The organism is Atrimonas thermophila, from assembly GCF_045864955.1.
Classification (GTDB): Bacteria; Atribacterota; Atribacteria; order Atribacterales; family Thermatribacteraceae; genus Thermatribacter; species Thermatribacter velox.
The window spans coordinates 763918-790912 of sequence record NZ_AP028803.1; the positions used below are offsets into that span (position 1 = coordinate 763918).

17 protein-coding genes and 1 tRNA gene are annotated in these 26995 nt (G+C 44.3%); 1 reads left to right on the forward strand and 17 read right to left on the reverse strand.

Annotation, left to right across the window (positions count from 1 at the left end):
- Positions 1–27 precede the first annotated feature (27 nt).
- From whiA to ACKTT1_RS04115, 7 genes are all read right to left on the reverse strand, one after another.
- Entirely contained in the window at positions 28–924 is an 897-nt protein-coding gene (gene whiA, locus ACKTT1_RS04085; protein ID WP_412710277.1) for a DNA-binding protein WhiA, read from the reverse strand.
- Positions 902–2764: an excinuclease ABC subunit UvrC gene (gene uvrC, locus ACKTT1_RS04090; RefSeq protein ID WP_412710278.1), complete on the reverse strand. Its 1863-nt coding sequence runs from the start codon at positions 2762–2764 to the stop codon at positions 902–904. Before uvrC ends, whiA begins: the two co-directional genes overlap by 23 nt.
- Positions 2736–5531 carry an excinuclease ABC subunit UvrA gene (gene uvrA / locus ACKTT1_RS04095; protein ID WP_369017404.1) on the reverse strand — a complete coding sequence of 932 codons (2796 nt, stop codon included), beginning with the start codon at positions 5529–5531 and terminating at the stop codon, positions 2736–2738. Before uvrA ends, uvrC begins: the two co-directional genes overlap by 29 nt.
- Entirely contained in the window at positions 5521–7524 is a 2004-nt protein-coding gene (gene uvrB / locus ACKTT1_RS04100) for an excinuclease ABC subunit UvrB (RefSeq protein WP_412710279.1), read from the reverse strand. Before uvrB ends, uvrA begins: the two co-directional genes overlap by 11 nt.
- A gap of 62 nt (positions 7525–7586) precedes the next feature.
- Complete coding sequence (gene coaE, locus ACKTT1_RS04105; protein WP_412710280.1) at positions 7587–8228, reverse strand: dephospho-CoA kinase; 642 nt, start codon at positions 8226–8228, stop codon at positions 7587–7589.
- Positions 8203–9636 (reverse strand): glycogen synthase, encoded by a 1434-nt coding sequence (locus ACKTT1_RS04110; RefSeq protein ID WP_369017402.1) that lies wholly within the window; start codon positions 9634–9636, stop codon positions 8203–8205. The genes coaE and ACKTT1_RS04110 overlap by 26 nt, the downstream gene beginning before the upstream one ends.
- Complete coding sequence (locus ACKTT1_RS04115) at positions 9636–11558, reverse strand: 5'-3' exonuclease H3TH domain-containing protein (protein ID WP_412710548.1); 1923 nt, start codon at positions 11556–11558, stop codon at positions 9636–9638. The genes ACKTT1_RS04110 and ACKTT1_RS04115 overlap by 1 nt, the downstream gene beginning before the upstream one ends.
- Between ACKTT1_RS04115 and ACKTT1_RS04120 the strand changes: the two genes are divergently transcribed.
- Positions 11531–11618, forward strand: a tRNA-Leu gene (locus ACKTT1_RS04120). The two genes, ACKTT1_RS04115 and ACKTT1_RS04120, sit on opposite strands and share 28 nt — an antisense overlap.
- Before the next feature lie 2 nt (positions 11619–11620).
- On the opposite strand, the gene ACKTT1_RS04125 is transcribed toward ACKTT1_RS04120, so the two are convergent.
- The 10 genes from ACKTT1_RS04125 to groL form a co-directional block, all read right to left on the reverse strand.
- A complete protein-coding gene (locus ACKTT1_RS04125; RefSeq protein ID WP_412710281.1) occupies positions 11621–12433 on the reverse strand; it encodes a tetratricopeptide repeat protein in 813 nt (270 codons plus the stop codon).
- A gap of 11 nt (positions 12434–12444) precedes the next feature.
- On the reverse strand, positions 12445–15873 hold the full coding sequence (locus tag ACKTT1_RS04130) for a DNA polymerase III subunit alpha (RefSeq protein WP_369017399.1): 3429 nt from the start codon (positions 15871–15873) through the stop codon (positions 12445–12447).
- A gap of 11 nt (positions 15874–15884) precedes the next feature.
- Positions 15885–17342 (reverse strand): Asp-tRNA(Asn)/Glu-tRNA(Gln) amidotransferase subunit GatB, encoded by a 1458-nt coding sequence (gatB, locus tag ACKTT1_RS04135; protein WP_369017398.1) that lies wholly within the window; start codon positions 17340–17342, stop codon positions 15885–15887.
- A complete protein-coding gene (gene gatA, locus ACKTT1_RS04140; RefSeq protein ID WP_369017397.1) occupies positions 17335–18837 on the reverse strand; it encodes an Asp-tRNA(Asn)/Glu-tRNA(Gln) amidotransferase subunit GatA in 1503 nt (500 codons plus the stop codon). Before gatA ends, gatB begins: the two co-directional genes overlap by 8 nt.
- Before the next feature lie 10 nt (positions 18838–18847).
- Positions 18848–19144, reverse strand: a complete 297-nt coding sequence (gatC, locus tag ACKTT1_RS04145; protein WP_369017396.1) for an Asp-tRNA(Asn)/Glu-tRNA(Gln) amidotransferase subunit GatC — start codon at positions 19142–19144, stop codon at positions 18848–18850.
- A 30-nt stretch (positions 19145–19174) separates the two neighbouring features.
- On the reverse strand, positions 19175–21190 hold the full coding sequence (ligA, locus tag ACKTT1_RS04150) for an NAD-dependent DNA ligase LigA (RefSeq protein WP_369017395.1): 2016 nt from the start codon (positions 21188–21190) through the stop codon (positions 19175–19177).
- Between the two features lie 15 nt (positions 21191–21205).
- Entirely contained in the window at positions 21206–22492 is a 1287-nt protein-coding gene (locus ACKTT1_RS04155) for an adenylosuccinate synthase (protein WP_369017394.1), read from the reverse strand.
- A 15-nt stretch (positions 22493–22507) separates the two neighbouring features.
- Positions 22508–24049: a glutamine-hydrolyzing GMP synthase gene (gene guaA / locus ACKTT1_RS04160; RefSeq protein ID WP_412710282.1), complete on the reverse strand. Its 1542-nt coding sequence runs from the start codon at positions 24047–24049 to the stop codon at positions 22508–22510.
- Positions 24050–24056: 7 nt separating this feature from the next.
- Positions 24057–25220 (reverse strand): GuaB3 family IMP dehydrogenase-related protein, encoded by a 1164-nt coding sequence (locus ACKTT1_RS04165; RefSeq protein WP_369017392.1) that lies wholly within the window; start codon positions 25218–25220, stop codon positions 24057–24059.
- Positions 25221–25394: 174 nt separating this feature from the next.
- On the reverse strand, positions 25395–26972 hold the full coding sequence (groL, locus tag ACKTT1_RS04170) for a chaperonin GroEL (protein WP_369017391.1): 1578 nt from the start codon (positions 26970–26972) through the stop codon (positions 25395–25397).
- Positions 26973–26995: the final 23 nt, after the last annotated feature.

Consider the following 26995-nt stretch of genomic DNA (forward strand, 5'->3'; position numbering starts at 1 on the left):
AAATATACAAAACTATTGTAAAATATCTCATTTGATGTGTAAAGATTTAGATTCTACCAATTTTTCTATTGTTCTAAGTCTTCGGTATGCTTCACCCTTAGAGATGGGAGGCTTACAAAGCTTGCCCAGTTCTTTCAGGGAAGCAAGAGGATGTCTCATTCGCAAAAGTGCGATTTCAAGCAATTTGGGTGGAAGTGTTTCCAAGTCAATTCGTTGCAACTTTTCCCTCAGGCGAATTGAGTAAGCAACAGTCCTTTCCAAATTAGCGGTTTCGCAGTTAACCCATCTGGTCAGCTCGTTAAAGGTAGCCTTCTCGGCAACCAGCTTTTCCAACATGAGGTAGGTGCGTGTTGCCCCTACGGAATGCACAAAACTGGCAATGGTGCCTATGTTCTTAGAATATAAAATAAACTTGTTACGGTAAAACCTTTTTTTAAAGTCCAGGTTCTGTTCCCGGAGAAATTCCAACACCCTATCGCAAATTTCCTCCGAAGCAAGGCGTATTTCCAGCTGGTAAGATTTGTGAGGCTCTCCAAAATAGCCTCCGGCTTCAAAAAGGCCTCTTAAAAAATGGAACCCTCCTTCATGAAGATTGCCGATGGAGTACTTCAGGTCAACCTGTAATTTTTCCCATTCCCTGCCCAGTTCAAAGTCAACCTGATAGAATTTACCTCTGTTAAGACCCCTTCTATCAAGAGCAAGAATCTGATGCCCTGGTGAGCCGCCTTGAACTTTTTTCTGAACGGTTATTATCTTTTTTATCAGGGCTATATCTTGGTGGGTGAAAAGAAGATGAAACTGGTCGTTTCTTTTTTTAAGCACACCCAAACCATGAACAATCCCCATCCACTCGGCTTCCAGGTTCTTGATATTATCGGGAATGATTGAGTAAGGTTCTTCCTTAAGAAGGTTCTGTATGTCCACTGTTTTCTGAAAAATATTCCTGAACTTTTTCTTTGAGCTTTTGGGCCAAACTCTTTGAAATTCCCAATCTTCCACTTATTTCCTGAGCATCAAAACGTATTATTTCCTCCAAATTGTTGAAAGTAGAAAGAATGAGCTTTTTCCGCTTCTGACCTATTCCTTTCACTTCCTCCAAAATAGAATGGAAAAGTCTTTTGTTTCTTTTTGCCCTGTGGGAAGCTATCGCAAAGCGATGAGCTTCATTGCGTACTCTCTGCAAAAGCTGAAGTGCTTCAGAATGAAGGGGCAACCGAATTGGCTCTTTTTGAAAAGTGGTGTAAATTTCTTCGTTTTCTTTGGCAATAGCCACCACTGGGATATACCGTTTTACCACCTCAAAAGCCCTCAGAGCAGAAGTTAACTGTCCTCGACCTCCGTCGATTAAGAACAAGTTGGGGCACTTCAGGTTGTTCTTTGTGATGTGTCTCAAATATCTTCCGACGGTTTCTTCAATCATTAAAAAGTCGTCGGGATGTTCCAATCCAGACAGGTTGAATTTTCGGTACTCACTTTTGTGGGGCTCTCCATTTTCAAAAACCACTACAACCCCTATTGCTTCTTTCCCTTGGAAGTTCGAAATGTCCACGCCGGCTATCCTTTCCGGATAGCAGTCGAGGTGTAGAACTTCCTTCAATTCCGAAAAGGATTTTTGAAGAATTCTTTCACGACGGAGTATTTTTGCTCGTTCGGAATTCAAACTCTTAACTGCATTTTCCTTAGCAAAGGATAACAGATTTTCTTCCTCTTTGCTTTGAGGTTGCCTAATTGGAAAAGGCAGATTGATTTCCTTTCGAAGCGATTCCAAAATGTGTTCTGGATATTCAGGACTCAAGCATATTTCCTCAGGGGGCAAGAACTGCCCGGAATAATACATATCGAGAAACTGTGCCAGAATTTCTTCTTCCGTCTCAAAACTGGAGACTGTGGCCAGGAAGTTTTCGCTATTTATAAGTTTCCCTTTTCTCACTTTCAAAATTACTATGGAAGCCAGGCGGGCTTCCCGCGCTAATTCCACTCCAACAAAGTCTGCATCAATGGATTCATCAAGCACCAAGCGATATCGGGAAGCAATTCTTTTCACTGCATCAATCTGGTTTCTATAACGTGCTGCCTTTTCGAACTCCCACTTCTCTGCCCTGCGCCACATTTCTCGCTCCAGCTGCTCCAGCACTCTCTGGTAGTCCCCATTCAAAAAAAGGAATGCATTGTGAAGGTTTTTCTGGTACTCCTCCTTGGATATTAGGCCTGCGCAGGGTGCCGAACACAAACCTATTTCATAATCCAGACAAGGTCGCTTGATTGGAAAATTCTTTTCGTCAAGGCTGCAGCCTCTTAAAAGAAAAATCGACCTCAAAACCTTTAACCCCTCTCTGGTCTTTTTGCTATTGGCAAAGGGACCAAAATAGAGGCCATCTCCTCCTGTCTTCTTGCGAGCGATTTTAACAGCCGGAAAGTCTCCTTCTCGCTCAAACTTTAAATAGGGGTAACTCTTGTCATCTTTTAAGCGGATGTTAAAAAGGGGTTTGTGAACTTTAATTAATTCCTCCTCGAGCAAAAGAGCCTCGTTCTCGTCCTTGGTTAAAATGCTCTGAATGAGAGCAATGCGTTCGCGCATTTCCTTTTTAAAGAAGGTGGCGTCGTTTTGAAGATGCGCCCTAACTCTTTTTTGGATGTTTTTTGCTTTGCCCACATAGATTACTTTCCCTTGTGCATCCTTAAGCAAATAGACTCCACAGCGTTCAGGCAATTGAAATACGGTTGAGGGATCAACCTCAAACCGGGCAAACTTCTCTATTTTCAAGTTTTAGCACCTCTTTAAGGAATTGACCAGTGTAAGATTTCGGATTTTCAGCTACTTCTTCCGGGGTTCCCTCTGCCACAATATATCCGCCTTTTTCTCCACCTTCGGGTCCCAGATCGATCAGGTAATCACAGGATTTGATAACATCGAGATTATGTTCAATCACCAAAACAGTATTACCTTTAGAGCGCAGTTCCATCAGCACCTTAAGTAGTTTCTCAACATCTGCAAAGTGAAGTCCTGTGGTTGGTTCATCAAGAAGATACATGGTTCTCCCGGTAGCCACTTTTCCAAGTTCTCTGGCCAGCTTTATTCTCTGGGCTTCTCCTCCAGAAAGTGTTGTCGCGGGTTGTCCCAGCTTAATGTATCCCAGACCCACCCTCTCTAAGAGTTCGAGTTTTCTCCTGATAGCCGGTATTCTTTCAAAAAAGCGCAGTGCTTCAGAAACACTCATGTCAAGAACTTCAGCAATGTTTTTACCTTTGAACTTTATATCCAGGGTTTCTCGAGCGTACCGTTTACCCTTACACTGATCACAAGTTACAAAGACATCAGGAAGAAAATGCATTTCAACTTTAATGACTCCATTGCCCTGACAGTGTTCACAACGTCCTCCTTTCACGTTAAAGCTGAAGCGTCCTGCTTTATACCCCCTGGCTTTTGACTCGGGTAGTTTTGCAAAAAGATTTCGTATTTCAGTAAAAACCCCGGTATAGGTGGCCGGATTAGAACGAGGAGTTCTACCAATCGGTGATTGGTCAATTACGATAACCTTGTCGATGTTTTCGCTGCCCAGTATAGCCTCAAATTTTCCTGGTTCTACCTTAGAGTGGTAGAGCCTTTGAGCTAAAGCTTTATAGATGATTTCTTCCATGAGGGTACTTTTTCCAGAGCCAGACACTCCGGTAATGCCCACCAGAAGACCCAAAGGAATTCTCACATCAATATTTTTTAGATTATTCGCTCTTGCGCCTTTTATGAGCAACCAAGCGTCTTTTGGTTTTTCTCGGTGCGCAGGAACTGGTATTTCTCTTTTTTTGCTCAAGTACAGGCCAGTTAAGCTCTGGGGATTGTTCATTATTTCCTGAGGCGTGCCCAGAGCGGTAATCCTTCCACCTTCTTCACCTGCCCCCGGTCCTATATCAATAACGTAATCGGCACTTTTAATGGTTTCCTCATCGTGTTCCACCACCACTACTGTGTTACCCAGGTCACGAAGCTTCTTAAGGGTAGCAATGAGCTTCTGGTTATCTCGAGGATGAAGACCAATAGTGGGTTCATCCAGCACATAGAGCACACCTACCAGTCCAGAACCTATTTGAGTAGCCAGCCGTATCCGCTGGGATTCTCCCCCAGAAAGAGTCGAAGCAGGTCGATTCAGGGTCAGGTAATCCAGGCCTACTTCTTCTAGAAACGCCAGACGGGAGCGTATTTCCCTCAACAAGGGTTCGGCTATGGCTTCTTGGGTGCCAGAAAACCGCAAATCTGCAAAAAATCTTTTTAGCTCGCTGATGGTTAATCTGGAAAGGTCTCCTATGGAAAAACCTCTAATCTTCACTGCCAGACTTTCTTTGCGTAACCTATCTCCATTGCACTGGGGACAGGTTTTAGTTGCCATAAAAGAAGCTACTTCTTCTCTCTCCCACCAGTATTCAGAGTTTAACTTTCGTTCAAGAAAAGTGATAACTCCTTCAAATTCATCTTTACCATAGAATATGACCTTCCGCTCCTCTTCACTAAGTTTTTCAAGGGGTACATTGGTAGGTATTCCCATTCGTTCCAGCTGTTTTCTCAGCTTGTTTTGTAAATAAGAGCTTTCTTCTTCCCAGAGAACAATCGCTCCCTCTTGAATGCTTTTTGACCAATCAGGCGCTACCAGCCCAGGGTCGATAAAAGTAAGATACCCAATGCCCCCGCAAGCAGGGCAAGCTCCATAAGGATTATTGAAGGAAAACATGCGGGGAGTTATCTCTGGAAAGCTTATGCCACAGTTTGGGCAGGCAAAATGCTCGCTGAAAATCTCCTCGCTTTCTTCTCCATCATGGTAAACTTTTACCTTCATCAGTCCCTTGCCATACCTAAGCGCAATTTCTACTGAGTCAGCGATTCGGCGATGAGCGTCCTTCTCAATCAGCAAGCGATCTACGACCAAGTCTATTTCGTGCTTTTTGTTACGGTCCAGCTCTATGTTTTCCCAATCCTCAAGTTCCCGCATCTCGCCATCTACTATCACTCTTGCAAAACCGTTTTTAAGCAGGTCACTGAGTAACTTTCGGTATTCTCCTTTCCTACCTCTTACCAAAGGAGATAAAATCGCTATTCTGCTGCCTTCCGGTAATCGCATTATCTCGTCGGTGATTTGTTGAACAGTCTGAGAGGTTATACGCTTTCCACACTCTGGACAGAAAACTTCTCCACATCTTGCAAAAAGGACCCTCATGTAGTCATAAATTTCGGTCACTGTACCCACGGTGGAACGAGGATTATGCGAAGTTGCTTTCTGATTAATTGCTATGGTCGGAGAAAGACCTTCTATTGAGTCTACATCGGGCTTTTCCATCTTTTCCAAAAACTGGCGAGCGTAGGAAGAAAGTGATTCAAGGTAACGTCTCTGTCCTTCTGCATATAGTGTGTCAAAAGCCAGGGAAGACTTTCCAGAACCACTTAATCCCGTGATAACCACCAGCTGGTTGCGCGGTATGGTAACATTGATATTTTTTAAATTATGTTCCCGGGCTCCCTTAACTACGATATATTCAGATTTCATTTCCCGACACCTTTCGGAGATTATTTTTTGTCTTTTTAAGACGCATAATTTCATCTCGTAAAAGAGCAGCTTTTTCAAATTCAAGATTTTGAGCCGCTTTCCACATCTCCTGAGTGAGAAGCTCAATTCGTTTTTTAAGGCTGGTAGAGTCGGTTTTTTCAAGAATCTGCAGAGCAGCCTCTTCTTCTCTGGTCAATCCTACAACTTCCGGTATAAGGCTTTTAATCTCCTTTTGAATGCTTCTGGGTGTAATGCCATGCTTGCGATTGAATTCTTCCTGAATTTTTCTCCGACGCCTGGTCTCTTGCACAGCTCGCTCTATCGATTCAGTCATCTTATCAGCATACAGAATGGCTCTTCCTTCTACATTACGAGCTGCCCGACCAATAGTCTGGATTAAGGCAACCTCCGACCGTAAAAAACCCTCTTTGTCTGCGTCAAGAATGGCTACTAACCCCACTTCAGGGAGGTCAAGTCCCTCACGCAGCAAGTTCACTCCCACCAGCACATCAAATTTTCCCTCTCTCAGCTCTTTAATTATTCGTGCTCTTTCCAAAGTATCAACTTCTGAATGCAAATATTTTACCCGGATTCCTTCTTCATTTAAGTAGTCACAAAGGTTTTCTGCACCCTTCTTAGTAAGGGTGGTTACCAGTGTTCGGTTGCCCTTACGAATTTCAGAACGAATTTCTCCCAGTAGGTCTTCAACCTGGCCAGTCGCAGGTTTTACTTCCACCTGGGGATCCAGCAACCCTGTTGGGCGAATGAGCTGTTCAACAACCTGGTCACTGATTTCAAGTTCATAGTAGCTTGGAGTAGCGGATACAAAGAGACACTGGTTAATTTTGCTGGTGAATTCTTCAAAAGTCAAAGGCCGATTATCAAACGCAGAGGGAAGACGAAAGCCAAACTCCACCAAAGATTCCTTACGAGAACGGTCTCCTTCGTGCATTCCTTTGAGCTGAGGGACAGTAACGTGTGATTCATCGATTATAACTAGAAAGTCTTTGGGAAAATAGTCAAGAAGTGTGTAGGGCGGTTCGCCAGGATTCCTTCCGTCCAGGTGGCGAGAGTAGTTTTCGATTCCCGGGCAGTAGCCGGTTTCTCGAAGTAGTTCGAGGTCATAAAGAGTCCTGCGTTTTATCCTCTCTGCCTCAGTAATTCTGCCCTGGGAAAGAAAATACCGCACCCGTTCCTCCATCTCTTCTTCTATGTTTTTCAGCGCTTTTTCAAAAATGAGTTGATCGGCAAGGTAGTGTTTCGCCGGGTATATAAACACTTCGTCAAGTTTTTGAATAGTCTTACCGCTGACTGGATCAGTAACCTTTATGGTTTCCAGCTCTTCTCCCCAGAACTCAAAGCGGAGAGCCTTTTCGCTGTATGCCGGGAAAAGCTCGATAGTATCACCTTTAATTCTGAAAGTACCGTTTCTAAATTCAATCTCGTCGCGTTCGTAGAGGAGATCGACGAGTTTTTTAACAAAAGCGTCCCTCGAATAAGAGTTGCCTCTTTTAAGATGAAAAACTCTTTTCTGATATTCTGTTGGAGAACCAATTCCGTAAATACAGGACACAGAGGCCACTATGATTACGTCCCTTCTTTCCATGAGTGAACTGGTTGCCTTGAGGCGCATTCTGTCTATCTGCTCGTTGATGGAAGCATCTTTTTCAATGTACAGGTCGTATTCTGGTACATACGCTTCAGGCTGATAGTAATCGTAGTAACTCACAAAGTATTCAACAGCGTTTTCGGGGAAAAAAGTCCTCATTTCGCTGTACAGCTGGGCTGCCAGGGTTTTGTTGTGGGATATAATGAGTGTAGGCCTCCCCAAAGCTGCGATGACATTTGCCATGGTAAAAGTCTTTCCTGAACCCGTTACCCCAATCAGGGTCTGGTACTTATACCCTTTCTCAAAACCGGTTTTAATTTTCTGAATGGCTTGAGGTTGATCGCCACAGGGCTTGAATTGAGAAACTAACTTGAAAGTCCTCATAGGTTGCCTTGCTTCCTTTCTCATCTGAAGAAAAAACCAGTTTATTTTTTATCTATTCCCACTCAGTGGTTGCTTTTGCAACCCAAACAGATGTGAATAATTTCCATCAACCTTCGAACTTCGGGTTCCAACTCTTTCAGGCAACCATAATTATTTTCAATAATCAGGTTTGCTCTTTTCTCCAGACATCTCTGGAAAAACTGGCTTTGCACCAACCATTCTGCTTCGGAAGCGGACAAACCCCTTTTACGAAGTCTTTCTTTTTGCACTTCAGGATGTGCTCTAACAACCACAAGGTAATCCAGCATTCGGTAAAATCCACCTTCCCAAAGGGTAGCTCCATTAATAACAATCAGAGGGTAATTGCTTGATTGGGCAATAATCTTTCTCGTTTCTCGGTATATGAGGGGATGTGTTATCTGGTTAAGTAAAAGTAACATCTTTCGGCTCTTGAAGACTATCCTTCTCAACTTATGTCGGCAAAGGTTGCCCCTCGAGTCAAGAATTCCTGTTCCCCAAGTTTTAACAATCTCTTTCCAAATGGGACCCCCTTTTCGGGAAAGATTCTTGGCGACAGCATCCAGGTCAATAACTCTGGTTATTCGAGGGTCAAAGAACGAGCACAGAGTATTCTTGCCGGTGCAGCTACCACCACTGACACCAATAATCAAGGGTTTTTCAGGAGCTGTAGTATAACTCGACATACTTATCGATGGCCTTATCCCACGAAAAATCAGATTCCATAGCGTTTTTGATTATCAGCTTCCATAAATCTTTGTTGTGCCGGTAGATTTCAAAGGCCCTCTGTACGGTTTTCAGCAGTTCCTCGGTTTTATATTCGTAGAAATGAAAACCGGTATTAAGTCGCGGATTGAACGGGTAATCTACAATTGTGTCAGCAAGTCCTCCCACCTTCCTGGCCACGGGAATACTGCCGTAACGCATTGCAATGAGTTGACTTATTCCACAGGGTTCAAATCGCGACGGCATCACAAATATATCCGATGCGCCATAAGCCAAACGGGCCAGTTGTTCATCAAAACGTATTTCCACCCTCACATTGGAATACCTTTTTTCTAACTCCTTAAGTCCCATCTCGTAGATTTCCTCTCCTGTTCCCAAGAAAAACCAGAAAGCGGGGATTTGAAAGAAAGAGTCGGGCTGGGCAAGAATAAGTTCTGACCCTTTCTGTCTAACCAAGCGTGCAATCATGGTTAAAAGCGGTTTGCTTTCAAAATCGGTATCAACTTTCCAGTTAAAGAAATCCTTCAAAAAGTGCCTTTTGTTCTCCAGCTTACCTTCCAGATTGTTTGATGAAAACCCTTTCACCAGGGAGGAATCACTCTGGGGATTGTATTCTTCGATATCGATACCATTAACAATGCCGACGAATCTTTTTTTGCTGGCGAGAGCTCTTATTAGACCGTCCAGGCCTTCTCCAAACTCGGGAGAAGTGATTTCCTTAGCGTAAGTGGGGCTCACAGTGGTGACTATATCTGCAAAAATGAGGCCCGCCTTTAGGAGATTAAGGTTGCCATAATATTCGAGGTATTCATGGCTAAAGAAGTTGTAAGGCAGATTTAACAACCGGAGAAGATCGCTTTTGCCTATCCCCTGATAGGCAAGGTTGTGAATTGTGAAAATTGTCTTTGCCGGTTTGCCCCGGTAAGGAGGCCAGTAGATTTTGATGTAAGCGCAAAGCAAGGCGCTTTGCCAGTCATGGCAGTGAAGGATAAATTCTTCTTCCTGAGTACGCACCAGGTATTCAAAAATGGCTCTCGAGAAAAAGATGAACCGTTCTATATCATCCTGATACCCATAGATGTGTTCACGGTTGAAAAACCGGTCATTACAAACTGCAATCAAGCTCTGTTGAGGTCCCAGTTCCAACTGGTAAAAGCTTGCCTTGATGGGGGTTTCTCCAAACAGGAAATCCACATCTTTCTCCATTGCCTTCAAGGGGTAATCAAAAAGACCTGGATAGCCTGGAACAAAAAGACGAGTTTTTATTCCGCGTCTGGGAAGGTATTTAAACAAAGCTCCCACTACGTCACCCATTCCACCAGCTTTAGCATAAGGATATGCTTCTGGAGATACCAGAATTACCTCCATTACCGAACCTCCTCTACGGCTTCTTCGTTAATGCGGACATGCACTTCAAAACGACTCTTTGTTTCGAATTGAATAACCCTGCAAACGGGTAGCTGAGGACCATGCTTCATCAAAAATTCTGATAGAGTGGGCAGAACTTCTTCCCCATAGGGTACTGCTATTGTTTCTCTCCCGATATTTATTTTTTCAAAATTACAACAGAGAAGAGCCCATAAAAGGGTTTTCTTGAGTTCATCAACCATGATTGTTGTGAGTTGTCTTCTGGTAATTTCCTGTTCTGCTTTTGGCAAGTATCGCAATCCCAAAAAAGTCGGATAGCGTATCCAATTTTTCCAGGTTTCATACCCTTTTCCTTCAAGAACTTGCTCGCTTTTCCTGCATAGTGCTAAAGTATCTATGGTAAAAAGGATTCTGGAATTCCATTCAAAAAGAGAGAGTTCTGATTGGGTGGTAAACAAGTTCTTCGTTTCCTGACCGGAAAAAAGAGAATCCATTCGAACTTTTGCTGACAATCGTCTTTGCAAAGTTAATTCGACCTTCAGATAGAATTCAATCAGAGAAGGTTGCACTTCGAAATTTTCTTTCGCTTTCTCAAATATTTCCCAATAACGGCTAAACAACGAAGGCTGAATTGCAAAAAGTGTGTTACCAACAAAGATTCGACGCTCTTCCACCAAAGTTGGAAAACTTAAAAAGAGAATCGTTTCCGCGTTCAGATACTTGAGGGGTTTTTCTTTACAATAACTCACAAGTTTCTCGGAAGAAGCAAAAACCGGGCTATGTATCATAACTGTTCCGGGTGTTTTTTTAAGTAGTTCTGCCAGTTCCTTCTCCTCAAGCTGTAATCTCCCTGTTTCCCCTTGAAAGAAGTAGTAGCGGGGCTTCTGGTTGGAAAAGTGATCGGCAAAAACCAGACTCAGGGTTGGCGTCGAGGAACGGCAGTTACTGCCTGCATCTTGAGTATGGGAGTACTCATCGCGTTTTTTGATAAGCCTTTCGATAATTTTATTGAACTCCAGATTCTGGAGTTTGGCAAAGAGAGCATCCCAATGCACACTTTTCCAGCTCCAGGGTTTGGTTAACTTTTCCCAATCAAGAGATAAGTCTCCTTTTATGGTTAAAAGTTGGCGGTTTTCATCAATAGTAGCTATGTTTTCCTGAATGGCCTTCTTCAATCGAGGCGGCAAGCGCTCGATGTGTTTTATCAAGTTATCCAGGTCGCCAAATTCTTTAATGAGGCGCAGGGCGGTTTTTTCTCCAATGCCGGGTATACCCTTTATGTTGTCCGATGGATCACCACAAAGAGCTAAACAGTCAACAATTTGTTTTGGGGATATTGACCACTCTTTCACAAAATCCTGTAGATCTATTTTTCTAAGCTGGGTTACTCCCTTTAAAGGTTTCAACAAAGTTGTATTTTCATCAAGGAGTTGCAAAAGATCGAGGTCTGAACTGAAAATAAGAATTAGGAATTTACCACTTAACCTTTTCTGGATGCTTCCTATGATATCGTCAGCCTCATAACCGGGTTTTTCGATAACCGAGAAACCCAGAAGTTCGGCAATTTCTTTTGCGTCCTCTATTTGGAGCTTTAGGTCTTCAGGCGTCGCAGGACGCTGTGCTTTATAGTCTTTTTGAATACGATGGCGAAAGGTTTTTTCGGGATGATCGAAAGCAACCACTACCGAAAAGGGCTGGTGGTCATCAAGTATGCGCAGAAGCATGTTGAGAAAACCGTAAGTGGCGCCAGTAGGTTTGCCTGCCGAAGTTTGGAATCGTGGCAGGGCAAAAAAAGCCCTATAAAGGAGCGAATTCCCATCAATGAGGACGAGTTTTTCTTTTTTGCCAGCCATATTGACAGTGCGTTCCTTTTCCTTATAATTCTTGATAGAGTGCCGAAGTGGCGGAACTGGCAGACGCACTAGACTCAAAATCTAGCGAGCCTTGCGCTCGTGCGGGTTCGACTCCCGCCTTCGGCACCAATTTAGGGTTGATTAATAAAAAAACCAAGCCCTGCTTCATCTCCGCTTTCTTCGGCTGAAACTATCCCTTCTGCACTTATTTCCAGAGTCTCCGTTGTTGCCGCCTTTTCTTCTGAAATCCCTGCTTGATGCGCAAACAAGAGAGTGAAGATTTTTTCAGTTTCTTCCCGAGCGATGAGGTTTTTCTCCTTCAAATAAAAGAGCAGCTGATAGGTAACTATATCCCCCGGCTGAGGATTGTCCGATATGTTTTGGATCGCTCGTTTCACGGCAGATCTAAGGTACGGAGCAAAGAGATTGCTTACCTTTTGAGTTGCCCAGTCAAGCGTCTGAATTGCAAGCAGCAACTGGTCAAGACTTTCACTTCTGCCCAACACGATTGCTCGAGGAAGGAATTCCTTCCACAGCTTTTCTAGATCCAGCTGATTTTGTCCACTAAGTAAGGAAGTAAGGTCAACATCGTTGCTACCCCAAACCCGGGGAGCATACACAACCCACTTCTGAAATGCATCCCGATTACTGGGAGAAGAAACAAGAATCATAGTCCACTCATTCAAAGCTTCAGGCAAATCACCGAGTTGCTCCAGAGTTTTGCCCAACCAGTAGCGCGCCTCCCAAAAATCAGGATCAAGCTCCAAAGCTTTCTGATACGCTTCCTTGGCTTGTTCGAATTTCTGCTGGGAGAAAAAGAGATACCCATTTTGATAATATGTTTTTGCTTCGTTTTGCGCTCCGAGAGAACCAGCCAGAAGGAATAAAGCCCACAAAACGACTGCCAGAAGAATAAAATAGCTTTTCACCATTTTCGGCTTCAAAAGGCCTCACCTCAGCCAGTAATCCAGATTTGATTTTTATCCACAACTCCTTCCAGAGCACTGATTAAATCCTCATTCCAGGCGACCCGAAAGTTCTTGCCAAGTTCTATGGACCACTTCTTTTCCCTTTCGGCGAGATTGAGTACCACGGGATGTTTGCCTGGAAACCTGGACAGACAGTCTTTTAAGTAATGAATGGTTCGACGTATATCTTTCGAGGTTTCCAGCTCTATAAATATACTCGGATATGCCTCCTGGGATAGTTCGTCAAGACTAATCAGCCTCTCTGCAATGATTTTATTGTCACTGTTATCCATGGAGTCGATTTTACCCTCAACACACAACACATTATTTACTGCAAAGTTCTCCTGAAACTGCTCAACAAGATTCGGGAAAACAATAGCCTCTATAGCGCCTGATTCATCTTCCAGGGTCACAAACAACATGTCCTGCCCCTTTTTGGTTACTATTTTACGAATAGCAGTAACTACTCCTACCAGGCGCACGTTAACCTTATCGTTCAGAAGTTTTGCGTCTTCGATGGACAAAAAGTTCAGATGTGGATACTGAGAAAGTATTTTCGATACCGGATGATCGCTAACGTAAAGCCCCAAAGTCTCCTTCTCCATTCGTAAGATTTCTTGGTGTTCGAGTTCTCTGGGTTCTTTAAGCAAATGCTCTGGGTTTTCTGCGTCGTGCTGGTCATTGCCAAAAAGAGAAATCTGCCTTTTAGAGTCTTTCTTTTTACTTTGTGTGTAATGTTTGATAAGGTCTTCAAGTGAATCCAAAAGCTGTGCTCGGTTGGGGTGCAGGGAATCAAAGGCACCAGCTTTTATCAAGCTTTCCAAAACCCTCTTGTTCACTATTCGGTTGTCGACTCTCTGCAGAAAGTCGAAAATGCTCCTGTATTTTGATTCTTCACGATGGGAAAGGATTTCCTCGACGGCATTTTCACCAACATTTTTAATCGCTGCAAGACCAAAACGAATCTTTTTCTCGCCCACCACGGTAAAATTCGCCAGACTTTCGTTAATGTCAGGAGGTAAAACCTTTATGCCCAGGTTCTTACATTCCGTTATAAACTTGGCTACCTTATCGGTGTCGCTGGCTACGCTGGTCAAGCAAGCGGTAAGATATTCCGTAGGATAGTGAGCTTTCAGGTAGGCTGTTTGATAGGAAATCAGTGCGTAAGCCGCACTGTGGGATTTATTAAAGCCATAGCCCGCAAAATACTCGATAAGATCAAAGATCTCCGCAGCAATTTTGGGATCATAACCTCTTTTACGAGCTCCCTCAATGAATTTTTCACGTTGTTCTTTCATAACTTCGGGTTTTTTCTTACCCATAGCTCTCCGAAGGATGTCAGCTTCTCCCAGGGTAAAACCAGCCATATGGCTGGCAATTTTCATAACCTGCTCCTGGTAAAGGATAACGCCATAGGTTTCTTGTAGAATCTCTCTAAGATGAGGATGGGGGTATTCGATCTTAACTTTTCCATGTTTGCGCTGGATGAAATCGTCAACCATGCCGCTTCCCAGGGGTCCAGGGCGATAAAGAGCCAAGAGAGCTATAAGATCTTCAATACCTTCTGGTTTTAATTTTTTCAGGAGCTCTTTCATGCCCGAACTTTCAAGCTGAAATACCCCGGTTGTCTCTCCTCGCGCCAGAAGCTCTAAGGTTTGAGGATCGTCAAGGGGTATATTGTCGAGGTCGATTTCCTCCTGCTGCGTTTTTTTGACAATGTTCAGCGTTCTTTCAATTACCGTCAGGGTGCGCAAGCCAAGAAAATCCATTTTAAGGAGACCCAGCTCCTGGAGAGAGTCCATATCAAATTGGGTTACTATTTCCTGGCCGTTCATTTTTTGAAGCGGTACATAGTAGGTCAGTGGTTTATCAGAGATGACTACACCTGCCGCATGTACTGAAGCATGTCGGCACAATCCCTCAACTTTGAGAGCAATCTCTAAAAGCTTCCTGGTCTGTGCATTGTCTTCCCAGAGCTTGCGCAATTGAGAATTTTCCTTTAATGCCCTTTCCAGTGTTACTCCTGGCCCCCCAGGGATTAACTTTGCTATCTTGTCAACATCCCCATAACTCCAACCCAAAGCTCTTCCTACATCTCGAATTGCCTGACGAGCCATCATTCTACCAAAGGTAATAATCTGTGCAACATTGGTGCTTCCGTATTTTTCAGCAACGTATCTTATGACTTCGTCTCGACGCTCAAAACAAAAATCGATGTCTATATCCGGCATGCTCACTCTTTCCGGGTTTAAAAAGCGCTCAAACAAGAGACCGTACCTGAGTGGATCAATATTGGTTATTCCCAGTGTATAGGCGACAATACTCCCTGCTGCAGAACCCCTGCCTGGACCTACCATGATGCCCTTTTGGCGCGCGAAATTTATAAAGTCCCACACAATCAGGAAATAAGCAGTATAACCCATGTCGTGAATGATTTTTAACTCGTATTCCAACTGTTTCTGGGCTACTTCAGGAGGAGGATCTCCATATCGCTTTTTCAGGCCCTCAAGACACAGGTGACGAAGGTAGCCGTGAAGATCAAACCCTTGGGGAGGTTTGAAATCTGGAAGCAGGGTTTTACCAAGCTCAAGTTCTACATTGGACTCAGTCGCAATCAACAAAGTGTTTTCCAGCGCATCAGGGATGTTTTGAAAGCTCTTTATCATTTCTTCTTTAGTCTTTAAATAAAACTGCTGAGTGGGAAAGCGCAGCCGTTTAGGGTCTTCAAGAGTGGTCGCAGTTTGAATAGCCAGTATAACATCATGTACGGCAGCATCCGCAGCTTCCAGATAATGAGCATCGTTGGTAGCTATCAAAGGAATACCCTGTTTGCGGCTTATTTCCAATAAAGCTTGATTAACGACTTTTTGTTCAGGTATGAGATTTTCCTGTAGTTCGAGAAAGAAATTACCCTTGCCAAAGATTTCTTGGTATTCAAGGGCAATTTGAGTTGCCTTCTGAAGTTCACCAGAGAGTATCGCCCTTGGTATTTCACCAGCCAAACAGGCAGATAAAGCAAACAAGCCTCTGGAGTGTTCTCTGAGTAATGTCTTATCAACCCGGGGCTTATAGTAAAAACCCTCAAGATATGCCTTACTTACCAGCTCAACCAGGTTCCGATATCCTTCCTGGTTTTTTGCTATAAGTACCAGATGATAAGCTGGTTCACTTCCTTTAAGAGCTGTTTTTTCAAATCTACTACCTGGGGCAACGTAAACTTCACACCCTATAATGGGTTTGATTCCTCGGGATTTGGCCTTTTTGTAAAATTCGACAATTCCATACATGACGCCATGGTCAGTAAGGGCCACGGCTTCCATATCGTTTTGCTGGACTTTGTCTAACAGGTCATCAATGCGAATTGCCCCATCTAAAAGGCTATATTCACTATGGACATGAAGATGTACAAATTTCATTTTCCGCCTCTTTAATCCTCTCCAGAAAGTTTTTTAACCAAAATGTTTTTAACCATCTCAGGATCAGCCTGCCCCCGTGTTGCTCTCATAACCTGGCCTATAAGATAGTGCAGCGCTTTTTCTTTGCCACTAAGGTAATCAGCCACACTTTGCGGATTCTTTTCTATGACTTCGAAGACGATTTTTTCCAGTTCTTTCTCGCTACTTATCATTGAAATGCCTTTTTTAGCAATGATTTCCTTCGCTGTCAAACCACTTTTGAACATTTCCTCGAGAATTTCCTTGCCTATATTAGCGGTTATTTCTTTCTTTTCAACAAGCTTCAAGAGTTCCACAAACTTCTGAGGTGTTATTTTACTTTTATCAATGCTCTGGTTCATCATATTTAAGTTTTTACGCACTTCTGTCACAATCCAGTTGCAGATAAGTTGAGGTTTAGGCATAAGCTTTACACACTCTTCAAAAAAGTCAGCAATTTCTTTTTCCTGGGTCAGAACTTCAGCTTCGCCTTCTGTAAGTTCATACTCTACCATCAACCGTTCTTTTCTCTCTAAAGGTAACTCTGAAAGGGTATTTTTTATTTCTTCAACAAGTTGGCTATCTATGGTAATAGGTAACAAATCAGGATCGGGAAAATACCGGTAATCTTCTGCTTCTTCCTTGCCGCGAGCCGAAACCGTAACCTGCTTCGCTTCGTCCCAGTGTCTGGTTTCTTGCTCTATGGTCTGGTGGTTCAAGAGCATCTCTCTTTGTCTCTCGACTTCAAATTTCAAAGCCTTGTAGACCGAACGAAACGAATTCATGTTCTTTACTTCTACTTTAGTCCCCAGACTCTGTCCGGTTAAAGAGACGGAAACATTGGCATCACAGCGTAGCGACCCCTCCTCCATGTTTCCATCACTTACTCCAATGTAACGCACCAGGCGCCGAAGCAGATTTAAAAACTCCCGAGCTTCCTCGGGAGAGGAAAGATCCGGCTCGGTCACTATCTCTACTAAGGGAATCCCACAGCGGTTAAAATCTACTCCTGAAGTTGAAGAGGGTAAGTCCGGGCCTTCATGGATTAGTTTTCCAGCATCCTCTTCAAGATGCACTCTCTTTATGTTGACCCTTTTGCGCTTGCCCTGAAAGGAAAATTCCATAAAACCGTCCTTGCCAACAGGCAGGTCGTATTGCGAAATCTGATACCCCTTGGGGAGGTCCGGATAAAAATAGTTTTTGCGATAAAATACCGCCTGAGGAAGTATGTCACAATTTAGTGCCAGAGCAGTTTTAATTGTTAATTTGAGCGCTTCAGCGTTAAGGACTGGCAAGGAACCGGGCAAGCCCGTGCATACCGGACAGATAAGGGTATTGGGCTCTTTTCCTATATAGTCGGTTGCACACTGGCAAAAAAGTTTGCTTTTAGTCAGTAGCTGACAATGGATTTCCAGACCTATGGTTACAAAAGCTTCTGTCTGTTCACTCATAGGTGTTCTCCTTTCTGAGAGGAATTTCTGGAAAAGGAGCCCCAAGAGCAAGTCCTTCTTCGATTAACAACCCCAAACCGAATAACAACCCTTCCTGAAATGGTCTGCCAATAATCTGAAGGCCAACGGGGAGGCTCCTGGCATAACCACAGTTAATCGAGAGTGCCGGTATGCCAGCCATTGCGGAAGGAATCGTAAACACATCTGCAAGGTACATTTGGTAGGGATCCTGGGTTCTTTCCCCAAACAAAAAGGGAAGACACGGCGAAACAGGTGTGAGCAGAAGGTCACAAACCTCAAAAGCTTTTTCAAAATCCTGTCTTACCAAGGTTCTGACCTTCATTCCCTTGAGATAAAACTCATCATAGTAGCCAGAGCTCAAAGAATAGGTACCCAAAATTATACGCCTTTTAACCTCTTTACCAAACCCTTGAGTACGGGTTTTAAAATACATTTCCTGTAGCTCGGCTGCTTCCTGGGCTCTGAAACCATACAACACCCCGTCGTAGCGAGCCAAGTTGGAACTGGCTTCAGAAGGAGCAACGATGTAGTAGGCTTCCAAGGCGTAAACGGTGTGGGGCAGGGAAACCTCAACCAGTTTAATGCCTTCTTTTTCCAGAAAATCTATGGTGTTTTGAATGCTCTCGATAATCTCAGAATCCACGCCCTCCGAGAAATACTCTCGGGGCAATCCTACTTTTAATTTCTTGACCTCCTCTCGAGAAGGTATTTCCTGGGCTTGAAACGCTGGATAGGGAGCGCAAGTTGAATCTTTTTCGTCTTTACCACTGATGACTTCAAAAATAGTTACACAATCCTTAACCGTTCTGGTAATTGGTCCTATTTGATCCAGAGAAGATGCGAAACTAACCAGGCCAAAGCGAGATACCCGGCCATAGGTAGGCCGTAAACCCACCACTCCACAAAAAGCAGCTGGCTGCCTTATGGAGCCCCCGGTATCTGACCCCAAAGATACAGGAGCTTCCAAAGCAGATACGCAAGCACTTGAGCCTCCACTTGACCCCCCGGGTACTCTATTAAGGTCAAAAGGGTTTCTGGTGGGTCCAAAAGCGCTATTTTCAGTTGAAGATCCCATGGCAAACTCGTCCATATTGGTCTTGCCAAGAATAAGAGCCCCCTGAGCCTTGAGTCTGGAAACTACAGTGGCATCATAAGGAGGAATAAAACCCTCCAGGATTTTAGAAGCACAGGTAGTTGGTATATTTTGGGTGCAAATATTATCCTTGATGGCAATTGGAATTCCAAAAAGAGGTGGGATTTCCTCAGGATTTGCTTTCTCGAGCTGCTCATCCAGAGATTGTGCTTCATCAAGAATAGACTCCCGATTAACAAATAAGAAAGCGTGCAAATAGGGGTCAACGTTTTCAATTCTTTGCAAAAATAGCTGAGCCAGTTCTTTTACCGATATTTCCCTGTTTTTGATAAGTTTTTGGTAATCTTCCAGGGAAAAATCCTTAAACTCCTTGATATCCATTGCTTTCCACCTACTTGTCAACTATTTTGGGAACGATAACATAATTGCCACTAACTCGAGGAGCACGTTCCAGAATTTTCTGGTAATCAGGCCACTGTACCGGTTGGTCTGGATTGGTCGGGGGAGTGCTCCAAGAAATATGGGATGTTGGTGAAACATTTTCCAGATCCAGCTCTTCAAGCTTGGCAAAGTGAGAAACAATGTTGTTAATATCTTCGAAAAAAGTTTGCAGCTCCTCTTCTTTAAAACTGAGTTTTGCAAGCTGTGCCACTTTCTTTATCTCTTCCAAGTTGATTTTTGGATCCACAACAGTCACCTCTCTCTTTCAAGGGGAAACTCAGCCTTCCTGGTCCAGGATTCTGTAAAACTCTTCCTCGGTTAAAATGGGGATTTTTCTGCTCTCTGCCTCTCTCAGTTTAGAACCAGGGTTCTTGCCCACTATAAGGAAATCTGTCCGCGAGGAAACGGTATTGGCTACTTTTCCGCCCCTTTCCTCAATAATGCTTTTGGCTTCATCTCTGGAGAAACGCTCCAGTGCACCAGTAATGACAAAGGTTTTATCAGCAAAGAAGCTGCTCTTGGGCTTTTCTTCCAAGGGTTGAGGCTCAATACCCAGGTTAAGTAACTCGTCAATCATTCTCTGGTTTTCAGGGTTAGCAAAAAATTGTGCTATTGAATCTGCCACGATAGGGCCTATGCCCTCTATTTTTAAGAGGTCCTCTTTGGTTGCCTTCCTAAGTTTTTGAATATCTTTAAAATGTTTGGCAAGTAACTGGGCTATATACTCTCCAACATGCCTTATGCCAAGGGCGAAAATGAACCTGAAAAGAGGCCGCTTTTTAGAACGCTCTAAGGCATTGATAAGGTTTTCGGCAGATTTTGGGCCCATTCGTTCCAGCCGCTCCAGCTGGCTTTTGGTTAATCGGTAGAGGTCGGGAATGCTTTTCACAAGCCCTGTGTCCACCAGTTGTTCTACAATTTTCTCTCCCAAACCCTCTATATCCATAGCTGCTCGAGAGGCCCAGTGTTTTATTCTCTCTTTGATTTGGGCTGGGCAGCTGGCATTGATACAGCGCCAAGCGACTTCTCCTTCTTCTCTGTATACACGGCTACCACATACCGGGCACTTATCAGGCATAGTGAAAAACTTCTCTTCCCCACTTCTCCTTTCTTTAATTACCTTTACTATTTCTGGAATTACTTCACCTGCTCTCCCCACAACCACCCAATCTCCTATACGCACGTCTTTTCTGCGAATTTCGTCTTCGTTGTGCAGTGTGGCTCTTTTAATAACCACCCCACCCACTTCTACTGGTTCCAACACGGCTACTGGGGTAAGGGTTCCAGTCCTTCCTACGTTGACTTCTATGTCAATTACCCGGGTTATTCCATAAGTCGGCTGAAATTTAAAAGCAATGGCCCAACGGGGGCTTTTGGTCGTCGCGCCCAGCTTTTCTTGCTGGCGAAGAGAATTAACCTTTACAACCAGGCCGTCTATATCGTAGTCCAGAGATTTTCTTTTCTCTTCCCACTCCTTATGGAGGCGTATTACTTCTTCTACAGAACTGACCAGTGTGGAGTGAGGATTCACTTTAAAACCCAACTCCTTCAGATATTGAAGCGCTTCCCAGTGAGTTTCAGGTTGGTAGTCGCTTTCGATGAAAAAGGCTGAATACACAAATATATCAAGATGTCTCTTAGCGGTTATGCTGGGGTCAAGCTGCCTCAGGGAACCAGCAGCAGCGTTTCTGGTATTAGCAAAAGGCACTTCTCCATTGTTCTTTCTCTCTTCGTTTAATTTTTCAAAGTCTTTTTTGGGCATAAATACTTCGCCCTGAACTTCTATTATGCGCGGTGGCGCAGAACCCTGAAGTCTTAATGGAATGCTCCGTATAGTCCGGAGATTGGGGGTTACGTCCTCTCCGGTTAACCCATCGCCTCTGGTTCCACCTCGAACAAACACTCCATTTTCATAGCGCAGGTTTACCGCCAATCCGTCTATCTTGAGCTCTACAACGTACTCAATCTCGTTTTCTCCAAGCCAGCGCTTCACTCGCCGATCGAATTCTCGTATTTCCTCATCTGAAAAAGCGTTGTTTAAGCTCAACAGAGGTCGACTATGGATAAACGGTGGGAAAGCTTCCTGAGGCTTTCCTGCGACTCTCTGGGTGGGAGAGTCAGGGGTAATAAACTCCGGATATTTCTGCTCCAATTCTTCAAGCTTTCTCATTAGGGCGTCATATTCAGCATCGGAGATTTCCGGAGAGTTCAACACGTAGTATCTGTAGTCGTGGTAGTGGATTATCTCCCGGAGCTTTTCAATTTCCCGGCGTACTTTTTCTTTTTCTTCCACAGGGACCACGCTCTTTCAAAATAGTTCTTTCCTTATTATTGTATCACGTCTATCAGGACCTACCGAAATCAACGCTACCGGGACACCGCTTAAGTCCTCGATGAATTCTATGTACTGTCTGGCTTCCAGGGGGAGATTGCGGTATTCTCGTATACCAGAAATATCTCCCTTCCAGCCCGGAAAAGTTTCGTAAATCGGTTCACAATAGGTCCAGTACAGAGGGTTGACGGGAAACTCTTCAACTTCAGTTCCCTCTATCTTGTAGGCTCGGCATATTTTCACTTCCGGCAGGTTGCTTAAAACATCCAGTTTGGTAAGGGCAAGCCATTTAATGTTGTTAATACGTACCGCGTATTTGAGTGCCACCCCATCAAGCCATCCGCATCTTCTGGGACGACCGGTGGTAGCTCCAAATTCCTGACCCTTTTCTCTAAGAAGCGTTCCAGTTTCATCTCTAAGCTCTGTGGGGAAAGGACCCTCACCAACTCTTGAGGTGTAAGCTTTGCAAATTCCTACCACTTCAATGTTTTCGAGCAGCCCTATTCCTGAACCCAATATAGCACCGCTTGCTATGGGATGCGAGGAAGTAACGAAGGGGTATGTACCGTGATCGAGATCCAGCATTGAACCCTGTGCTCCCTCAATTAGGATTTTCTTTCCCTCTCTGGCTGCTTGATAAACCATCAGCGAAGTATCTGCAATCCACTCTTTAAAAATCTGGAAATACTCATAATACTTACGCAATATTGCATCAAACTTCAAAGGAGGATGTCCAAAAACTTTTTCAAGAAGGGCATTCTTATAGCATATAGCCATTTTGAGTTTGGTAGCAAAGTTTAGCTCATCCAGCATATCTCCTACTCGTATTCCCCAGCGGGCAACCTTATCTTCATAACAGGGTCCAATCCCTCTCCCTGTGGTACCTAGTCTCTGTTCACCCCTGAACTCTTCAACCAGCCTATCCAGGATTTTGTGATACGGCATCACCAGATGAGCTTTACCGCTAATACGGATACGCTTTACGACTTTCTTGTCCTGCTTTCGTAAAATATTAACTTCTTCAATGAGTGCTTCCGGGTCTATGACCATCCCGTCACCAAGTATGCATATACTATTTCGGTGGAGGATTCCCGAAGGCAAAACGTGGAACACATATTTTTTACCATCCACCATAACTGTATGACCAGCGTTGCTACCTCCCTGGGCCCTTACAACCAGGTCCGCATTTTCGCTAAGATAATCGACGATTTTCCCTTTACCTTCATCGCCCCAGTGAGTACCTACAATGATATAAACAGACACCCAAAAAACCTCCTATCATTCCCACTCGATTGTTGCAGGTGGTTTGGAAGTAATATCGTATACCATGCGTCCGATGCCTTTAACTTCATTAACCACTCTTCTTGCAATGACATCCAGAGTGTCATAAGAAAGACGAGCCCAGTCCGCAGTCATTCCATCTTCGCTGAGCACCGCTCTCAACACCCCTACATACTCGTAAGTTCTTTCATCACCCATAATACCTACGCTCCGCACCGGAACCAGCACTCCAAAAGACTGCCATATTTTGCGGAATATCGGTGATTTACTCAGTTCCTGAAATATTATATAATCCATTTCTCGCAATATTTCCAATCGCTCAGGCGTCACCTCTCCCACAATTCTCACTGCCAACCCAGGTCCCGGGAAAGGCTGTCGCCATACTATTTTCTCGGGTATCCCCAGCTGTTGCGCCAGAGTCCTCACTTCATCTTTAAAAAGAAATCTGAGCGGTTCCAAAACCTTAAGCTGCATGCGTTCAGGTAAACCTCCTACGTTATGGTGGGTTTTAATGCGAGCAGAAGGACCCCAAACTGAGGTACTTTCTATGACATCCGGATAAAGAGTACCCTGGAGAAGATAGGTTATGTTTCCCAGCTTCGCTGCTTCTTCTTCAAAAACTTCGATGAACGCTTTACCTATTATTCTTCTTTTTTCTTCAGGATCAAGGACCCCCCGAAGTCTGGAAATAAAGCGCTCTCCAGCATCTACGTAAATAACTCTCTCTTTGCCCAGAAGCTTTTGAGTACTCTTCAACACTTCTTCAGCTTCGCCTTTTCGAAGCAATCCGTTATTTACAAAAATGCAACTTAGCTGGTCTCCAATAGCTCGGTAAGTCAACACTGCTGCGGTTACCGAATCCACGCCACCGCTCAATGCACATACAACTCTTTCCTGCTTCACTTCGTTGCGGATATAATTGATCTGCTGTTTCAGAATGGACTCTGGAGTCCATTCTGGATTACAACCGCATATGAAAAATACAAAGTTGGCTAACATTTCCTTGCCCAGAGGGGTATGAGACACTTCGGGGTGGAACTGGATTCCCCATATCTTCCCATCCTCACTACGGATTGCGGCAAACTCGCAATCCTCGGTCTTCGCAATCTTTACGAAACCAGGGGGGAGGGCAACGACGCTATCTCCGTGACTCATCCAGCAGATAGTTTCTCCTCCCATTCCCTCAAACAACCCCTTTTTCTCAAGAATGGTCAGGAGAGCCCGTCCATATTCTCTTTGGGCGGCTCTTACGACTTTCCCGCCCAAGCTCTTTACCAGAAGCTGCATTCCATAGCAAATCCCCAGGACTGGTTTCCCGCTTTGCAATACTTCTCCAGGAAGGGTTGGAGCTTCTTCGCTGGTCACACTGTACGGACTTCCTGAGAGGATTATGCCTTTGACTTCTGGACTGTTCAGGTTATACTCCTGACCCTTCATGTGACAGGGCCACACTTCGCTGTAGACTTGTAGCTCTCTAATCCGGCGGGCGATAAGCTGAGTGTATTGGGACCCAAAATCGAGAATCACGATTTTATCCATGCTGTTTTCATCTCCCCATTCCCACGCCCTGGCTTTTTTGAAGCAACTTCCCCTCAGTCCATATACTTGGAGATATAGCAATCTCTACCTGATGCATTTCTTGAATGTTTTTTGCACCCAGAGACCCCATTGCACCCTTGAGTGCTCCAAAGAGATTCATGGTACCGTCGGTAAGATGGCTGGGGCCAAAAAGTATTTCCTTTAATGAACCTTTAATGCCTACTTTCACCAGAGTGCCACGTGGTAAACTCGGATCAGGGGTCGCCATACCCCAATGGTGTCCTTTGCCCGGCGCTTCTTTAGCACTTGCAAGGGGTGAGCCAAGCATTACAGCATCTGCTCCACTAGCAAAAGCCTTTGCTATGTCACCCCCTACTCTCATTCCTCCATCGGTTATCACTGCTACATAACGTCCGGTTACACTGTAAAAATCATCCCTGGCACAGGCTACATCTATGGTTGCGGTAATCTGGGGTACACCTATACCCAGCACTGCTCTGGTGGTGCAAGCTGCTCCAGGACCTATACCTACCAGAATTCCCGAAGCTCCAGCTTTCATAAGCTCCAGGGCCGCTTTGTAGGTTGCACAGTTGCCAACGATTACCGGCACATTGCTTTCTTGGCAAAACCTTTCAAGATCAAATTCCTGTTGTGTCGAAGAAACAAAACGCAAGGTGGTAACTGTGGATTGAATGACGATCACGTCCGCACCAGCTTTTAAAGCCAGCTTACCCAGTGTTGCGGCTTTGGAAGGGGTGCAAGAACAGCAAGCAAGAACTCCTGAAGATTTAATTTCCTGAATTCTTGCGAAAACCAATTCTTCTTTCACGGGTACCTGATAAACCTTTTGAATAAAACTGGTTACCTTTTCCTTGGGTTGAGCTATAATCTCATCGATGATTGAGTAAGGGTCTTCGTATTTGGTAAAAATACCTTCCAGATTCAGCACACCTAAGCCGCCCATTTTGCCCAATTCCACAGCCATTTTGACGTCAATAACACCGTCCATGGCGGCTCCTAAAAGAGGAATGCTTAGGGAAACATTGCCTATCCGGGTAGAGATATCCACATCTTGTGGGTCAACAGTAACTTCACCAGGAACCAGCGAGACATCATCAAATCCATAGGTCATCCTCGCTGTGCGGTTTCGTCCTATGAACCAGTTTTCCATCACAGCTCACCTTCCTGTTTTTCAAATTGCTTATTTCTGTTTTATTGGAAAAAATTGGTCCTGTGCAAGTGATTTAGAAATTATACTATCGGTTTGAGATAATCTCAAATAAGAAGCTCGAACGTCTGGATTACCTTCCCCAGGAACCGCTTTTGAGTGGTCCCTGGGGAAGGTTTATTCTTTCAACTCTGCAACGATGGCCTGGGTGGTTAAAACAAGAGAAGCCATACTGAATGCGTTTTGAAGAGCGGTAAGTACTACTTTAGTTGGGTCTACGATACCTGCATCTTGCATTTGAACAAAGTTACCCGCCATGGCATCAAAACCCCATCCAACCGGTTTTTCTTTTATGGTAGCCACCACAAGCGCACCATTAAAACCCGCGTTCTCTGCAATTCTTTTTGCGGGTTCTTCCAGAGCTTTGCAAATTATATTGGCTCCCACCCGCTGATCTTCATTTTCAAAATTTAGGTTACTAACTCTTTGAGAAGCATGTACCAGAATAGCTCCCCCACCTGGAACTATTCCCTTTTCTGTCGCTGCCTGGGTAGCAGCGAGAGCGTCTTCAACTCGAAATTTTTTCTCTTTAAGTTCTGTCTCGGTTGGTGCTCCAACTTTAATAACGGCTACGCCTCCTACCAGCTTAGCCAAACGCTCACGAAGTTTTTCTCTATCATATTCGGAAGTAGCTCGATCGATTTGGACCTTGATTTGCTTTATACGTTCCTCAATGTCTTTTTTGTTCCCCTTACCCCCTATAATGGTGGTCTTTTCTTTGGTGGCCACAACTTTGTCAGCTCGCCCCAGAAGGTCAAGAGTCACTTTTTCAAGTTTCATGCCCAACTCTTGAGAAATCACCTGAGCTCCGGTCAACACTGCTATATCCTTAAGAATTTCCTTTCTGCGCTCTCCAAAGGCAGGAGCTTTTACCGCCAGGACCTTCAAAACACCCTGGAGTTTATTGACCACCAAAGTAGTTAGGGCTTCTCCTTCCAACTCCTCAGCAATGATGAGCAAAGAGGCTCCCCTCTGGTGGATTTTTTGTAAAAGAGGAAGCAGGGCTCTGCTAGTACTTATTTTAAAATCCGTAACCAGTATATAGGGGTTCTCAAGCACTGCTTCCATCTTTTCTGGATTGGTGATCATATATGGGGAAAGGAAACCACGGTCAAACTGAATCCCCTCTACTAATTCCAGAACAGTTTGGGATGAAGGTGATTCTTCAACGGTGATCACTCCATCTCTACCAACCTTTTCCATTGCCTGGGCAATGAGTCTGCCAATTGCAACGTCGTTGGCAGAAATGGAAGCCACCTGAACAATCTGTTCCGAGCTTTCTATGCTGATACTTGAATTTTCTATAAACTCAATCACCTGCTTGAGCGCTTTTTCCATGCCTTGTCTAAGTAAAACCGGATTGCACGCTATGGTTGTTGCTTTGAGGCCTTCTTCGATCATTGTTTGGGCAAGTACCAGGGCAGTCGTGGTGCCATCACCAACAACGTCGTTGGTTTTGGTGGCTACCTCTTTTGCAAGTTTACTACCCAGCTCCTCGAGGTAGTTTTCAATTTCCACCTCTCTGGCTATGGTCACACCATCATTACTAACCAACGGAGGACCATACTTCCTCTCTATAACCACGTTCCTGCCTTTGGGACCAAGAGTTAGCCTTACCAAGTTTGCTACTTTGTTTATCCCATTTTTTATGGCCTTCTGAGCCTCAATTCCAAGAACTACTCTTTTTGCAGCCATTCAAAGCACCTTCCTTTCCGGTA